This window comes from Pyxidicoccus sp. M15, from assembly GCF_056858435.1.
Genome location: NZ_CM166495.1, coordinates 10865840 through 10881402, shown reverse-complemented (window position 1 = coordinate 10881402; position 15563 = coordinate 10865840). Strand labels below are relative to the sequence as shown.

Annotated in this window: 13 protein-coding genes; 10 read left to right on the top strand and 3 right to left on the bottom strand. The window is 67.5% G+C overall.

Going from position 1 to position 15563, the window contains the following annotated elements; genetic code table 11:
* Positions 1 to 101 precede the first annotated feature (101 nt).
* The 8 genes from ACX9TP_RS40075 (at position 102) to ACX9TP_RS40040 (ending at position 7805) form a co-directional block, all read left to right on the top strand.
* Positions 102 to 1106 (top strand): AHH domain-containing protein, encoded by a 1005-nt coding sequence (locus tag ACX9TP_RS40075; protein WP_482975953.1) that lies wholly within the window; start codon positions 102 to 104, stop codon positions 1104 to 1106.
* Positions 1106 to 1699, top strand: a complete 594-nt coding sequence (locus ACX9TP_RS40070; protein ID WP_482975952.1) for an imm11 family protein — start codon at positions 1106 to 1108, stop codon at positions 1697 to 1699. Before ACX9TP_RS40075 ends, ACX9TP_RS40070 begins: the two co-directional genes overlap by 1 nt.
* A 171-nt stretch (positions 1700 to 1870) precedes the next feature.
* Entirely contained in the window at positions 1871 to 2875 is a 1005-nt protein-coding gene (locus ACX9TP_RS40065; RefSeq protein WP_482975951.1) for an AHH domain-containing protein, read from the top strand.
* Positions 2875 to 3468, top strand: a complete 594-nt coding sequence (locus tag ACX9TP_RS40060; RefSeq protein WP_482975950.1) for an imm11 family protein — start codon at positions 2875 to 2877, stop codon at positions 3466 to 3468. The genes ACX9TP_RS40065 and ACX9TP_RS40060 overlap by 1 nt, the downstream gene beginning before the upstream one ends.
* Positions 3469 to 3471: 3 nt before the next feature.
* Positions 3472 to 4263, top strand: coding sequence for a hypothetical protein (locus tag ACX9TP_RS40055; protein WP_482975949.1), 792 nt, complete (start codon positions 3472 to 3474; stop codon positions 4261 to 4263).
* Between the two features lie 85 nt (positions 4264 to 4348).
* Positions 4349 to 4873 (top strand): DUF6484 domain-containing protein, encoded by a 525-nt coding sequence (locus ACX9TP_RS40050; RefSeq protein WP_482975948.1) that lies wholly within the window; start codon positions 4349 to 4351, stop codon positions 4871 to 4873.
* Between the two features lie 95 nt (positions 4874 to 4968).
* Complete coding sequence (locus ACX9TP_RS40045; protein WP_482975947.1) at positions 4969 to 7296, top strand: type VI secretion system Vgr family protein; 2328 nt, start codon at positions 4969 to 4971, stop codon at positions 7294 to 7296.
* Between the two features lie 11 nt (positions 7297 to 7307).
* A complete protein-coding gene (locus ACX9TP_RS40040; protein WP_482975946.1) occupies positions 7308 to 7805 on the top strand; it encodes a DUF4123 domain-containing protein in 498 nt (165 codons plus the stop codon).
* On the opposite strand, the gene ACX9TP_RS40035 is transcribed toward ACX9TP_RS40040, so the two are convergent.
* The 3 genes from ACX9TP_RS40035 to ACX9TP_RS40025 all read right to left on the bottom strand — a co-directional run bounded on the left by ACX9TP_RS40035 (position 7795) and on the right by ACX9TP_RS40025 (position 10833).
* On the bottom strand, positions 7795 to 8691 hold the full coding sequence (locus tag ACX9TP_RS40035; protein WP_482975945.1) for a hypothetical protein: 897 nt from the start codon (positions 8689 to 8691) through the stop codon (positions 7795 to 7797). The genes ACX9TP_RS40040 and ACX9TP_RS40035 overlap by 11 nt on opposite strands.
* 95 nt (positions 8692 to 8786) lie before the next feature.
* A complete protein-coding gene (locus ACX9TP_RS40030; RefSeq protein WP_482975944.1) occupies positions 8787 to 10457 on the bottom strand; it encodes a LysM peptidoglycan-binding domain-containing protein in 1671 nt (556 codons plus the stop codon).
* Entirely contained in the window at positions 10450 to 10833 is a 384-nt protein-coding gene (locus ACX9TP_RS40025) for a hypothetical protein (RefSeq protein ID WP_482975943.1), read from the bottom strand. Before ACX9TP_RS40025 ends, ACX9TP_RS40030 begins: the two co-directional genes overlap by 8 nt.
* 254 nt (positions 10834 to 11087) lie before the next feature.
* Here ACX9TP_RS40025 and ACX9TP_RS40020 point away from each other — a divergent pair, with 254 nt between their 5' ends.
* On the top strand, positions 11088 to 13880 hold the full coding sequence (locus tag ACX9TP_RS40020) for a YncE family protein (RefSeq protein WP_482975942.1): 2793 nt from the start codon (positions 11088 to 11090) through the stop codon (positions 13878 to 13880).
* 229 nt (positions 13881 to 14109) lie between these two features.
* Positions 14110 to 15324, top strand: coding sequence for an acyltransferase family protein (locus tag ACX9TP_RS40015; RefSeq protein WP_482975941.1), 1215 nt, complete (start codon positions 14110 to 14112; stop codon positions 15322 to 15324).
* Positions 15325 to 15563: the final 239 nt, after the last annotated feature.

Sequence of the window (15563 nt, the reverse complement as noted above, 5' to 3'; positions counted from 1 at the left end):
GCCCGAGCGGGTATCATCCTGTCCACCGACGAGAGCGGCGAGCGCGCGGCGGTGCTGCTGGCGTCCACGGCCACCTGAGCGGGTGGCGGGGTACACGAGTCATGAGCAAGGCGAAGAAGAGCGACAACTTCACCAAGCAGCCGCTGGGCACGGGTGAGAGCGCCATCTTCAACCAGGACTTGTCCGTCAAGCCGGGGCTGTTTCCCGAGCTGGACGACGTGGACTACCCGGCGAAGCTCATGGAGGAGCTGAAGAAGGACAAGCAGGAGGGGGAGAAGCAGGCCGAGGACTGCCCTCCCGACATCGCCCACCGGCGGCGGCTGCGCGGCTTCCACAAGTACCGGACGGCGGCCTACACCCATGACCAGGGCAAGCTGAGCAAGAACGGGCGAGACCACTACGCGAAGCGGCCGGACTACGGGAAGGAAGTGCTGGACGGCGCGCTGGCCTCGGGCCTCATCAGCCAGAAGTCGTACGACACGCTGAGCGACGAGAAGAAGTGGAAGGATGCGATGGCGTTTCCCCGTGAGGGCTCGCCGTCGAAGTACAACAAGGACGCCAGGCGCTTCGTGCTCAGCAACGTCAACCAGCACAAGACGGAGAAGGACAACTTCTACCTGACGGGTTCCTGGTATCCCTACCAGTGGACGGCCCACCACCTCATCCCGCACGAGCTGCTCTCGGAGAAGAGTCTCGGGGACATGGAGTACCAGCTGCTCCAGAAGTCGGGTTACGACGTCAACAACGGGCACAATGGCATCGTCGCCCCAGCCTGCTCCTGGGCCGTGCCCATGCACCAGCTGGTCCAGCATAAAGGCAACCACGCCGCGTATACCCAGGTCGTGAAGAAGGAGCTCGCCTCGGTGATGAAAGCCCTCAAAAGGCTGGCGGACCAGGTCAAGAAGGCTCAGCCCCCCAAGGACCACAAGACGGTGCTCGCGGACGTCCTCGGGCAGTTGACGGACACGGAGCAGCTGCTCTTCGAGCGCATCCTGGAGATCAGCGCGGCGGTCGTCCCGGAAGCCCTGAAGGGGACCCAGACCGCGAGGCCCTTCGTCTCCTTCGCGCGGGGCAAGTCCCTCTTTCCCTTTGGAGTGCTGAGCTGATGGCAGACACCGACTACTGGGTGCTGAAGACCGACTACACCAGCGCCGTCATCGAGAAGCTGCCGCCGGATGGGCCGGAGGCCCACATCCTGGACGAGGCAGAGCCCGTGGCGGCGCTGTTCCCGCCCGAGTCCACCGTGCGCTTCTCGGAGGACTTCCCCAAGCTGCGCAAGGTCCTCGACTTCATGGCCAATACCTTTGGCTCCAACATCGTGTCCGCCAAGGTGAAGCGCATCCTGGAGGCGCAGGGCGCGAAGAACTGCGAGTTCATCCCGCTGACCCTCCTCGACCACAAGGGCAAGGTGGCCAGCAAGGAGCACTTCCTGCTCCAGGTGCTGGGCCACGTGGAGGCCGTGGACATGGAGCGCTCCAAGGTCGTGATGAACCGCATCCTCAAGGACGAGATCAGCAACATCAAGCACCTGGTGCTCGACCGGAAGGCCATCCCGCCCGACGCGGTCATCTTCCGGCTGTCGCGCAAGCGCGACGAGTTCCTCGTCAACCAGGCCACGTACGAGGCCCTGACGAAGGAGGGCGTCACGGGCCTCAAGTGCTTCAAGGCAGACGGCTGGAACGGGATGGATATCTACTAGCGCATGGAGTTGGACTTTCGCGGCCTCCGGGGCGCTGGGAGTCCGGGCCCTGGAGCGCGGGTACGCGCCAGCCCGAGCGGGTATCATCCTGTCCACCGACGAGAGCGGCGAGCGCGCGGCGGTGCTGCTGGCGTCCACGGCCACCTGAGCGGGTGGCGGGGTACACGAGTCATGAGCAAGGCGAAGAAGAGCGACAACTTCACCAAGCAGCCGCTGGGCACGGGTGAGAGCGCCATCTTCAACCAGGACTTGTCCGTCAAGCCGGGGCTGTTTCCCGAGCTGGACGACGTGGACTACCCGGCGAAGCTCATGGAGGAGCTGAAGAAGGACAAGCAGGAGGGGGAGAAGCAGGCCGAGGACTGCCCTCCCGACATCGCCCACCGGCGGCGGCTGCGCGGCTTCCACAAGTACCGGACGGCGGCCTACACCCATGACCAGGGCAAGCTGAGCAAGAACGGGCGAGACCACTACGCGAAGCGGCCGGACTACGGGAAGGAAGTGCTGGACGGCGCGCTGGCCTCGGGCCTCATCAGCCAGAAGTCGTACGACACGCTGAGCGACGAGAAGAAGTGGAAGGATGCGATGGCGTTTCCCCGTGAGGGCTCGCCGTCGAAGTACAACAAGGACGCCAGGCGCTTCGTGCTCAGCAACGTCAACCAGCACAAGACGGAGAAGGACAACTTCTACCTGACGGGCTCCTGGTATCCCTACCAGTGGACGGCCCACCACCTCATCCCGCACGAGCTGCTCACGGAGAAGAGTCTGGGGGACATGGAGTACCAGCTGCTCCAGAAGTCGGGCTACGACGTCAACAACGGGCACAATGGCATCGTCGCCCCGGCCTGCTCCTGGGCCGTGCCCATGCACCAACTCGTCCAGCACAAGGGCAACCACGCTGCGTACACCGAGGTCGTGAAGATGGAGATCGCCTCGGTGGTGAGTTCCCTCAAGGCGCTGGCCAAACAGGTCAAGAAGGCGCAGCCCCCCAAGGACCACAAGACGGTGCTCGCGGACGTCCTGAACGAACTGACCAAGAAGGAGCAGCTGCTCTTCAACCGCATTCTGAAGATCAGCGCAGCGGTCGTCCCGGAAGCCCTGAAGGGGACCCAGACCGCGAGGCCGTTCGTCTCCTTCGCGAGGGGCAAGTCCCTCTTTCCCTTTGGAGTGCTGAGCTGATGGCAGACACCGACTACTGGGTCTTGAAGACCGACTACACCAGCGCCGTCATCGAGAAGCTGCCGCCGGACGGGCCCGAGGCTTTCGAGCTGGACGAGGCAGAGCCCGCGGCAGCGCTGTTCCCGTCCGAGTCCACCGTGCGCTTCTCGGAGGACTTCCCCAAGCGGCGCAAGGTCCTCGACTTCATGTCCAACACCTTCGGCTGCCACATCGTGTCCGCCAAGGTGAAGCGCATCCTGGAGGCGCAGGGCGCGAAGAACTGCGAGTTCATCCCGCTGACCATCCTCGACCACAAGGGCAAGGTGGCCAGCAAGGAGCACTTCCTGCTCCAGGTGCTGGGCCACGTGGAGGCCGTGGACCTGGAGCGCTCCAAGGTGGTGATGAACTCCATCCTCAAGGACCGCATCGGCAACTTCGAGCACCTAGTGCTGGACAGGAAGGCCATCCCGCCCGACGCGGTCATCTTCCGGTTGTCGCGCAAGCGTGACGTGTTCCTCGTCAACCAGGCCACGTACGAGGTCCTGACGAAGGAGGGCGTCACGGGCCTCAAGTGCTTCAAGGCGGACGGCTGGGACGGAATGGATATCTACTAGCGCATGGAGCTGGACTTCCGCGGCCTGCGCCAGGACTCGGCCCTGGCACTCGAGCTCCTGCTGGGGCGCATCCATCCGGATGCCTCCCGCGAGGAGCTCGTGCGCGACGTGATGTCCGCCTGCGTGGGCTTCCACACGCTGGGCGTGGCCAGCCTGCTGGTGGACGGCTATTCGAAGGACTTCTTCCTCAACCTGGGACGCGCGGGAGAGAGCTGGCGCCGGTTGCTCGCGCTGCTGCGCTCGCGCGGTGAGTGCCCCCCGCCCGCCACCTGGCAGGAGCCGCTGCTGGGCGCGGTGGCCGCCGGGCACTGGGAGCTCGCCCGGCGCATCGCCCGGGACTCGGCCACGGAGCGGCAGCCGGAGGCCGACGAGTACGAGGACGACTTCGACTGGGCGGTGCTGCTGCGCGAGCTCATCGCCCCACGTGAGGAAGGGCCGGAGCGGACGGACGCGTTGGTGGCGGCGCTGAAGCGCTCCGGGGAGAAGACCTACGCGGAGAGACTGGAGTTGGTGGATGCCCTGCGGCAGCGGGACGCCCATGCCTTTTTCAAGGCCTTCGAGGCCACCCGGCTGGCGCACGGGCAGCAGACGGAGAAGCTCGCCAACAGCTTCACCACGGACGTGGAGCGCTTCGCGCCCTACCGCTACATCTGGTTCGAGGGCCTGGCGCTGCTGCGCCTCGGGGAGCGCGCCGGGCTCCAGAGCCACGACCGCTACCTCTACTGCCCACCGCTGGCTCGCGTGCGCATGGCCGTCCCCATCGACGAGGATTGGCTCGTCCGCCTGCCAGCTTGAGCGGCTCCCATCGCGAGGGGGCCCCGGAGGCGGTAGACTCCAGGGTCTGGACGGGTCCACGCGGGCCCGTCGCGGGAGCACGCTCATGAGCACACCGTCAGACGCCCCGGAGCCCGGTCAGGGTCCCCGCCCGCTGGAGCCCCTGCTGGGCAGCCGAGAGGGCTGGGTCGCCGGTCTCGACGCGCAGGGCCGGTTGCTCGTGGACTTCGAGGACAACCCCCTCGGACAGCCCGTGCCCGCGAAGCTCGCGGTGGCGCTCGACGCAAAGGCCCGGCAGGACGCCGTCGCGTCCCGCCAGCGGGTGGTGCTGCTCTTCGAGAAGGGCGACCCGCGCCGGCCCTTCCTCATGGCCCTGCTGCATGAGCCCAGCGAGACGCCGCTGCTGGATGCACTGCTGGAGCCGGAGCCCGTCCCCCCACGTCTTCCAGCCGAGGCCCGCGTCGATGGACGGCGGGTCGTCCTGGAGGGGCAGGACGAGGTCGTCCTCCAGTGCGGCGAAGCCAGCATCACCCTGCGGCGCAACGGGAAGGTCGTCATCCAGGGCGTCACCGTCGAGACGCGGGCTCGGGGCGCCCACCGCATCAAGGCCGGCACGGTTGACATCAACTGAGCTGTACCCGCCGGGCTCACGCCCTGCTCTCTGTGATAGCCTTCCGCCTCCATCCCGGGCACTGGCGGTAGCACGACGCGGGTGAAGGGAAAGTCATGTCTCGACAGAATTCACCTGCGTTCTCCGTCCAGGTCGGCTCGTTCGGCCCCGATGACCTGAGTGTCTCCGGCATCTCGGGCACGGAGGGCGTCAGCCGGCTGTACGATTTCCGTGTCGACTTCTTCACCCGGGACGGCGAGCCGCTGGTGGTCTCGGACCTGGTGGGCAAGGACGCGCTGGTGACGCTGGCGGTGCGCGACGGTGACTCGCGCTACGTGCACGGCGTGGTGCGCGAGGTGGAGTCGCTGGGGATGAAGACGGGCCGTCGGCGCTACCGGGCCCACGTGGTACCCAGGCTGTGGCGCCTGTCCCAGGTGCACAAGAGCCGCATCTTCCAGAACAAGAGCGTGCCGGACATCCTCAAGGCGGTGCTGGGCGAGGGCGGGGTGGAGGTGAAGCTGGCGCTCAGTGGCAGCTACGCGCCGCGCGAGTACTGCGTGCAGTACCGCGAGAGTGACTTCGCCTTCGTCAGCCGGCTGATGGAGTGGGAGGGCATCTTCTACTTCTTCGAGCACACGGACGCCGGGCACACGCTGGTGCTGGGGGACAAGCCGTCCGCGCACGCGCCGCTGCCGCAGGGAGGGACGCTGCCGCTGCGCCCGCGCATGGGCAAGGAGGCGGTGGACGGGGAGTTCGTCTACGCGCTGGAGGTGGTGCACCGGCTGCGGCCCGGCGCGGTGCACCTGAAGGACTTCGACTTCGAGAAGCCGGCGATGGACATCTCCGGCAAGGGCAAGGCCACCGACGGCGTGGCGGCGCTCGAAATCTACGACTACCCGGCCGGCTACGTGGCGCCGGGGGTGGGCAAGGCGGCGGCGAGCGTGCGCGCGGAGGCCGTGGGCGTCGGTGGCCGCACGTTGACGGGCGAGGCGATTGCGCCGCGGCTGACGCCCGGCTACCTGCTGGAGTTGGAGGCGCCGGAGGACGGCACCTTCGCGGGCGAGTACCTCATCACCGAGGTGGTGCACTCAGGGGTGCAGCCGGACGTGTCGGGCGGCAGCGAGTCGTTGCAGGGGCTCTACCGCAACCAGTTCCACCTGTTGCCCAAGGCGGTGCCCTTTCGGCCGAGGCGGCTGACGGCGCAGCCGCAGATTGCCGGCCCGCAGACGGCGACGGTGACGGGCCCCGCGGGCGAGGAAATCCACACCGACGCGCACGGGCGCATCAAGGTGCAGTTCCACTGGGACCGGGAGGGGAAGAGGGACGACAAGTCGTCGTGCTGGGTGCGGGTGGGCCAGCCGTGGGGAGGCCCTGCGTGGGGTGACGTGTGGCTGCCGCGAATCGGCCAGGAAGTGATTGTGCGTTTCCTGGAGGGAGACCCGGACCGGCCGCTGGTGGCGGGGGCTGTCTACAACGGCGCCAACGCGGTGCCGTACGCGCTGCCGGACGAGAAGACGAAGTCGACGCGCAAGAGCGCCTCCAGCCTGGGCAGCAATGGCTTCAACGAGGTGCGCATCGAGGACGTCGCCGGGGAGGAGGAGGTCTTCACCCACGCCCAGAAGGACGAGGACCTGCTCACCGAGAACGACAAGGACCAGGCGGTGCACGGCTTCGAGGACCTCCTGGTGAAGAAGGACCGCAAGCGCACCGTGGAGGGCAACCAGGAGCTGCTCGTCAAGCAGAGCGATGTGAGCGTCATCGAGGGCAACCAGTCCCTGCTGGTGCAGCAGAACCGCGACACCCTCAGCCGCAGCAAGCATGAGGAAGCCGTCAAGGGCGACCAGTCGATGACGGTGGGCAAGACGCTCACCGTGATGGCGGACCAGGCCGTCATGGAGACCGTGATGGCGGCGAAGGCCACCACCATTGGCGGCGGCTACAGCGTCAACGTGGGGCTGGCCTACAACGAGGCGACGGGCGCGTTGCGCTCGATGGAAATCGGCGCCGCGCACACGGAGTACATCGTCGGCAGCCGCGAGGAGACCATTGGCAAGGACAAGCAGTCCAAGGTCTCCGGCGACTACCAGGTGGAGGTGACCGGGCAGGTCTCCCTCATCGTGGGCACGGACTCCACGGAGAAGGTCGGCGCGAAGTTCCACCTGGAAGCGAAGGAGCCGGTGGACTGGGTGGCCAAGAGCTTCGAGCTGAAGGCCGACAAGCTCCTGCTCATCGTCAATGGCAAGCAGGTCCTCGCCGTCGAGAAGTCGGGCAACGTCACGCTCTCCGCCAAGACGCTGACCCTGGACGGCTCGGACATCAAGCTCAAGGGCTCCAAGGTCAAGCTGGACGCGGCGAAGTCCCCTGCCTCCACGCAGATTCAGGCGCTGAAGCTGGCGGCCGTCGCGGGCGTCCCGTTCTGCCAGCATTGCGAGAAGGACCTGTAGGAGACCTGGAAATGTCCTCGCAGGAGAAGGTGCTCGCGGCCATTCGCGCGGAGAGCGAGCCGCTCTTCGCGGTGCTCGATGCGGCCCGGGAGAAGCGGGTCCTGAAGCTCCTCCAGGAGTCGGGCCAGTCGTACGCGTCCCTCTACGAGGGCCCCGAGGGCCTGGAGTTGGCGGAGGTGGCACCGTACCTCGTGCACCTGCCCGGGGACTCGGAGCTGCTCGGGACGCTGGTGCGCGAGGGGTGGGGGAAGAGCTGGGGCGTCTTCCTCACGTCCCGGCTGCCGTTCAAGGAGACGCGGCGCCACCTGCGCAAGTTCCTCACGGTCCTCGATGAGAGCTCGGGCGAGCAGCTCTACTTCCGGTTCTATGACCCGCGCGTGCTGCGGGCCTTCCTGCCGACGTGCACGCCCGCGGAGCGGGCTGAGTTCACCGGCCCGCTGGGCGGCTTCCTGCTGGAGGGCCGGAAGGGAGAGCTGCTGCGGTTCAAGGCGGCTGCGCCTACCGGGTGATGATCCACCTGCCGCCCGACTTGCGGTAGATGATGTCGAAGGCCTCCGAGCCGCTGTCGTCCGCGAAGTTGAAGCCAATCATCGGCATCCCGTCCCAGCGGGTCAGCTTCGCGAGGCGGCCGTTGCCGAACACCACCAGCTCCGAGTCCTCGGGCTCGAGCGGGAAGAGCGACATGTCGGGGTCCACCGCGGTCTTCTCCAGCCGGGAGAGCTTCCGCGCCATCTCCGCCTCGGTGGTGTTGAAGGCGATGGCCAGCTCCTGATTCCTCTCGGCGAACAGGGGCAGGACCTGGGACACCTTCTTCCCGTTCACCGCATTCCAGATGCGCTGGTACTCGGCGATGAGCTCCTGGCGCGTTTCGCTGTTGGCGGGGATGAGGTCGCTCTGCAACCAGTTCCACCGCGGCAGCGCCACGGGCAGGGTGATGCCCCGGCGCAGCACCGCGCCGCGCCCCTTCTGGGGCGGCGTCGCGAGCACCTCTCCGACGAACACCGTGCCCTCCTCCTTGTCGGCGGGGAACCCCGCCCGGTCGGCGAAGCGGCCGGCGGGTGAGCTCTCCTGGATGCCCTCGGCGGGCTCCTGGAGCTTGCCGGAGAAGCGCAGGCTGGCAATGGGCTGGGCCGTCTTGGCGGGGGCGCCGCTCCGGTGCACCTTCAGCGTGGCGCCGCACCGCGGGGCCACGCCTTCCGCTGCGCCCTGGGGCAGCGGCTTGAGCTCCATCGACAGGATGTTCTCTCCCGCCCGGGCCCAGTGGTTGACCGGGATGTCCGCCACGACGGGCAGCCCCCGCTCGTCGCTCACCAGCGGGACGTCGTTCAACCGGACGTCATAGGCGCATCCCGACATGTTCACTTCGACCACCAGGTAGGGCTTGTCCTTGAGCATGCTCGGGGTTCCTGTGTCCTTGGCTCGCGAGGGAGGCTTGCCGGCATGGGCCTGCGGCGCCAGGAGGCACAGCAGCAGTAGCAGCCCGGCCGCCCTCACGCGCTGCCATCCTTCAGGGGGACGGGCTTGTTCTCGCTCGGCCACTTCGCCGGCTCCACCACGACGTATTCCTTCGTCGTCGAGTCCTTGAAGTTGCTCTTGGGCTTGGAGCGGAACTTCGAGTTCGATGTCGAGGAGACCCCGGCCTGGTAATAGTAGGCGTAGTAGCAGGTGATGCCGGAGAAGAAGAGCTGTCCCTTCATGCTCGGGCCCTTGTCGGACGATTCGGCGGAGAGCTTGCCCCCGACTTCCGTCTTGGCGCCGATGTTGGCGCCGGCCCCGGCGCTGAATATCCAGATGGTCCCTTCGGCCGAGGCCTCTCCCTTGATTTCGAAGGCGAGCTTGGCCACGACCTCGCCCGACGGACTCCAGTTCCCCTTCCCGTCGCTCTTCCACTCCAGCGCGCCTTCGACCTTCCCCGCGACGGTGAGCAGGATGGAGACGTCGGCCTTCGCGCTGACGAGGTCCCCTTCGTACCCCTCGGCGGCGCGCCTCTTTATCTTGACCAGGAGCGTGCCGAAGCCGCCGGCCGCGTCGCCGGCAATGCGGATCAGCCAGTTCAGGATGTCGGTCTCTCCCGACGCGCCGATGAGCGGGGCGAAGGCGACCTTGACGTTGCCTTCGGTGAGGACCCTGAAGTCCTTCTCCTTGTTGGTGACGCCGCCGCTCAACTCCAGCTTCGGCCAGAGAATCTTGATCTTGCCGTAGTCGGAGTTGATGTCTCCCAGCATGGGAGCCACCTTGTTCAGGAAGGCCTGCGCCTTGCCGAACAGCTGCCGGGTCAGCGCATTGTTCTTCTGGTGCCCGCCCTGGGGCGTGGCCGAAGCGCCCAGGGTCCACGTGCGCTTGTCGTACTTGACCTCGATTTCACCGTCCAAGCCCCACTCACCGTCCACCTTCAGCTTCTTCCACTCCTGGTTCTGGACGAAGTTGCTGCGCTTGTACGTGTTGTAGGAATAGCCGACGGAAACCTTCCCGCTCCAGGAGCTCTCCGGAAACGCCTGGACGATGACCTGGGTGCCCGCCTTGTGCGAACAGGTGCGCGTGCTGACGGCGTACACCTCGGGGTACGAGTTGGGCACCAGCACCCGCTTGAAGAAGTCGATGAAGTCCTCGTCGCAGGGGTCCGTGCGCGACGAGTAGATGTTCACCTTGGCGGGGCTCGGCTGGTCCACCTGGACACTCGAGCCGGTGACGAACACGGTGGGGCAGGCGCCCTGCGAGTTCGGACGGACGTCCACCTCGCACTTCGCGGACTGGCCAGACTTCGAGGGCTTGCCGTTCTTGCACTTGCCCTTCACGTCGAAGATCAGCGTGTCGGCCTTGTAGCTGCTGGCAATCACCTGCAGGACGTGGGGCCCGTGGCCAATCTGGGCGTGCTTCACCAGGTCCACGGTGATTTTCTTGTTGGTGTTCTCGGTGTCGGAGCTCTGGATGCTCAGCTCCTCGGCCTTGCAGTACGGGCAGGGCTGCGTGGTGGCGCCGACCGCCGTCTTGCCGAGCTTCTTCGGAGGCAGGGCGAGCTTGTCCCCCGGGTTGATGCGGTAGGGGGGCTTGCGGGCCTTGAGGTACGTGTTCTTCGCCTTCAGCTCGTTGAAGGAGACCTCCTTCTTCTTGGCGATGTTGTAGAGGTTGTCGCCCTTCTGGACGGTGTATTGCTCAGGCATGGCGTTCCTCGTTCTCCGCGGCCGGGCCGCCGAGCTGCGCGGCCTGGTACTCCTCAAGGGCATCCATCTTCGCCACGCCGTCCAGACTGTCGTCCTCGAGAATGGCGCGGGCCCAGGCGCACTCGGGCGCGCGGTCGAAGTTCCAACCGTAGAGGACGGCGCACTCGAGGTAGCGCTGGACGTCGCCTTCGAGCACCACTCCGTACTTCGAGGCGCGCTCCGCCGCCTCGGTGACGTGCTTCAGCAGGCTCTCTTCGCTCCAGGGCTGGGTCTCCTCGGGGAAGACCTCGCGCAGGTGCGTGGCCATCTGCTCCATGAACTGCTCGGCCATGAGTTGGCGCATCGCCTGCAACTGCTCTGCTCGAACCTTGAACATGCGCTTCGTTCCCTGCGGCCAGGTCGCGTCCTGGGGCAGCCAGGGTAGCACACTCCCCTCTGTGCCAGAGCCAGCCCCGGAGCGAGGGAGCGGCCGGGCCGGACGCCCTCGCCGCTGCCGCCACGCCCTCTTTCCCGTGCCCGGAAAGAGCACCGGAAATCCGCGTAAATAATCGATTTACGGAAATTCACCTTTGGACATTAGCATCCGCGCGCGGGCGATGGGCGTGCCGGCAAACCCTTGCGTGAGAAACCATGGCTTCCACACATCTGCAGCGCTGTCGTTGTCTGTCGAGAGTCCTCATCGCCGCCGTGTTGCTGACCGGCGCCGCAGCCACGGCCACCCCGGCGGCAGCGCCGTTCACCCTCTTCGAGAGCGGGCAGGTCCGGCCGCTCGCGCTGTCTCCGGATGGCAAGCTCCTGTTCGCCGTCAACACGCCGGACAACCGCCTGGAGCTCTTCCAGGTCAACAACAGCGTCCTCATCCACCGGGCCTCGGTGCCGGTGGGCCTGGAGCCGGTGTCGGTCGCCGTGCGGAGTCAGGAGGAGGTCTGGGTGGTCAACCACCTCTCCGACAGCGTGAGCGTCGTGCGCATCGACCCGAACCGGAAGGGGGGCACCGTGGTGCGCACGCTGCTCGTCGGTGATGAGCCCCGCGACATCGTCTTCGCCGGGCCGGGCCGCACGCGCGCCTTCATCACCGCCGCCCACCGCGGCCAGAACGCCCCGTTCGACCCGCAGCTCACCACGCCGGGCATCGGCCGGGCCGACGTCTGGGTCTTCGACGCCGACAACCTGGGCGCCTCGCTCGGCGGCACCCCGCTCACCATCATCTCGCTGTTCGCCGACACGCCGCGCGCGCTCGCGGTGTCGCCGGATGGCTCGCACGTGTACGCGGCGGCGTTCCACTCCGGCAACCGCACCACCGTCCTCCACGAGGCCCTGGTGCGTGACGGCGGCGAGGCGGCCGGCGGCGGCCCCGGGCCCAACATCAACTTCGAGGGCATTCCGGCCCCCGAGGTCTCCCTCATCGTCAAGCACAACGGCCAGAACTGGGTGGACGTGCTCAACCGCTCCTGGACCTCCCGGATTCGGTTCTCCCTGCCGGACAAGGACGTCTTCACCATCTCCGCCAACGCCAACCCGCCGGCGCAGCTGCCGGGCGCCGAGGGCTTCCACTCCGGCGTCGGCACCATCCTCTTCAACATGGCCGTCAACCCGGTGAGCGGGAAGGTGTACGTCAGCAACACCGAGGCCCGGAACGACCTGCGCTTCGAAGGGCCGGGCATCTTCGCCGGGAAGACGCTGCGGGGACACCTGCACGAGAGCCGCATCACCGTGCTGGGCCCGGAGGGCGTCACCCCGCGCCACCTCAACAAGCACATCAACTACGACGTCTGCTGCGCGCCCACGCCCAACGTGGAGAGCGAGCGCAGCCTCGCCCAGCCGATGGGCATGGCGGTGACGTCGGACGGCGCCACGCTCTATGTCGCCGCGTTCGGCTCCTCGAAGCTGGGCGTCTATTCCACGGCCGCGCTGGAGACCGACACCTTCCTGCCGAGCACGGAGGACCAGATTCAGCTCAGCGGCGGCGGCCCCACCGGCGTGGTGCTGGACGAGGCCCGCCAGCGCCTGTTCGTGCTGACGCGCTTCGACAACTCCATCTCCGTGGTCAATACCGCCACGCGCCAGGAGGTGGCCCACGTGCCCATGTACAACCCCGAGCCGGCCAGCGTGGTGGAGGGACGCCCCTTCCTCTACGACGCCCGGAACACCTCCAGCCATGGCGACTCGTCCTGCGCGAGCTGCCACATCTTCGGCGACTTCGACAGCCTCGCCTGGGACTTGGGCAACCCGGATGGCCAGGTGAAGGCCAACCCCAGCCCCGTCGTCCCCATCCTGCCCGAGTTCGGTGACGACCCCACCTTCGGCCAGAACACCTCGTTCCACCCGATGAAGGGCCCCATGGTGACACAGAGCCTGCGCGGCATGGCGAACCACGGCCCCATGCACTGGCGCGGCGACCGCAACGGCGGTTTTGACGGCCCCAGCAGCCAGCCCGACGACGGAGCATTCAACGAGGCCGCGGCCTTCAAGCAGTTCAACCCGGCGTTCATGGACCTCATCGGGCGCAGCGCGCAGCTCACCACCGCCGAGATGCAGAAGTTCACCGACTTCGCCCTGCAGATCTCCTATCCGCCCAACCCCATCCGCAACCTCGACAACTCGCTGACGCCGGCGCAGCAGGCGGGGCGGGACTTCTTCTTCGACGTCCCGAGCGCCGTCAACGGCTCGTGCGAGACCTGCCACGTCACCAACCCCAACGGCAATCCCAGCGCGGGGCAGTTCAAGGGCTTCTTCGGCACGGACGGCCGCTCGTCATTCGACGCGGCGCGGCAGTTCCCCAGGGTTCCGCACCTGCGGAACGTGTACCAGAAGGTCGGCATGTTCGGCGTGGCCATTCCCACCGGCGCGACGCCCCCCACCCCCTTCATGGGCGAGCAGATTCGCGGCTTTGGTTACAACAGCGATGGAACGATTCCCACGCTGTTCCAGTTCAGCGGCGCGTTCGACCTCAACATCTTCAACCCCCTGGGCATCCCACGCACGCCCGAGGGCGCGCAGATCAAACGGAACCTGGAGCAGTACATGCTGGCCTTCGACACCAACCTGGCGCCCATCGTGGGCCAGCAGGTGACGCTCACGGCGGACAACCAGGACGTGGTGGCCCCCCGCATCAACATGCTGCTGGCGCGTGCGAACGCGGGGGAGTGCGACCTGGTGGCGAAGGGCCGCGCCCTGAACCAGGACCTGGGCTTCCTCTACCTGGGAGATGGCCAGTTCGTGGGAGACCGGCGGGTGCTGCCCCGGTTGCCGGACGCGCTGCTCCGCTCGGCCATCGTCGCCAGCAACGGCGTGCTGACCTACACGTGCACGCCCCTGGGCTCGGGCCCGCGCATCGGCATCGACCGCGACCTCGACGGCATCCTCGACGGTGACGAGGGTGGCAGGGGTGGCAGGCCGGTGTTCCTGTCCCCGGCGCACTGAGGCCCTCCCTTCCGCCGCGTCCGGGCGCACGCGCGCCCGGGCGCGGTTCCTGTCAAGCGTCCCGCCTTCCAGCGCCCCCTCCTGGGGGCCCACCCCTCCGCGACGCTCCCAGGGGGGGCGGGGGGGTGGCATTGCCGGAATTGTTGCGAATCAGATAGCTTTCCGACTCATTTCGCTGAGTGCCCGGCTTCCGCCAGCGCACTTTTTCCACGAGTCTGGATCCGCAACCATGAGCGCTGAACCGCAGCCCGTCGCCGAGCCTCGTCCCGAGGCACCGGCCAACGAGTACCGCCCCGACCTGGATTGCATCCGCGTGTTGGCGTTGTTGGGCGTGCACTTCCACCACGTGGCCCTCGTCTTCGGCCCCGTCTGGTGGCTCCTCAAGGCCCCCGTCACCATCGACTCCCTGAAGTTCTCCATCTTCTATCCGCAGTTCATCCGACTGCCGCTGCTGATGGTCGTCTCGGGCGTGGCCACGGCGTATGCGCTGCGCACCCGCACGGCGAAGGGGCTCATCGGGGACCGGGCGAAGCGGCTCCTGATTCCGCTGCTGTTCGGCGTGTTCTTCATCTCCCCGCCGCAGATCTACATCGAGCGGCTGGCCAAGGGCACCTTCCAGGGCAGCTACCTGGACTTCTACCCGTCCGTGTTCGAGTTCGTTCCGTGGCCCGCGGGCAGCCTGAGCTGGCACCACCTGTGGCTGCTCTGCTACCTGTTCCTCTTCAACGTGCTGCTGCTGCCGTTGTTCAGGTGGATGCGCGGTCCCAAGGCGGAGTCCTTCCGCGTCCGGCTGGAGGCGTTCCTGCTGCGCGGGCACAACGTCTGGCTGCTCTTCATCCCCGTGGCGCTGGTCAACCTGGTGCTGTACCGCTTCCCGGCCACCATGGCCCTGGTCAATGACCCGCGGCTGTTCCTCCACATGTTCTCGTTCTTCTTCATCGGCTACCTGCTCGGGAACAGCCCGCGCATCTGGGACCACCTGGCGGCCCGGCGCAAGCTGTACACGGTGGCCGCCCTCGTGGTGTTGGCCATCATGTCGGCGCCCTGGCTGGTGGGGCCCAAGGTGAACTACCCCATGGTGCTGCAGACGACGGGCAGGTACCTGGCGGCCTGGGGCCTCATGCTCGCGGCCCTCGGCTGGGCTCGCGCGCTCGTCACCCGGACGACCCCCCTGCTCAAGTTCATGCGCGACAGGGCCTACCCCATCTACATCCTCCACGAGGTGGTGCTGGTGGTGATGGCGTACCCGATGCTGCGCCTGCCGCTGAGCCCGTGGGTGAACTTCTTCCTGGTGCTCTTCGGCACGCTGGCGGCGACGATGCTGGCCACCGAGGTCTTCTACCGGGTGCCCTTCCTGCGCCCGCTCGTCGGGCTGCGGTTCCGCCGCTCCAGCAAGCAGGCTACGGAGCCGGCTTCCGTCGCTCCGGCGATGCCCGGCGCCTGAGCGTCCGGACCCGGCAGGGCCGCGGCGCCGTGCCCCGCCGCGGCGCCGTACCCCGCTGCGGTGCCGTACCCCGCCGCGGCGCCGTACCCCGCCGCGGCGCCGTACTTCGCTGCGGCGCCGTACCCCGCCGCGGTGCCGTACCCCGCCGCGGCGCCGTATCCCGCCGCGGCGCCCTGTCCTGCTACCCCCGGCCGCCGCCTCCGCCGTCTTCCTGATCCAGACCGCCGCCCCGCGGGAGT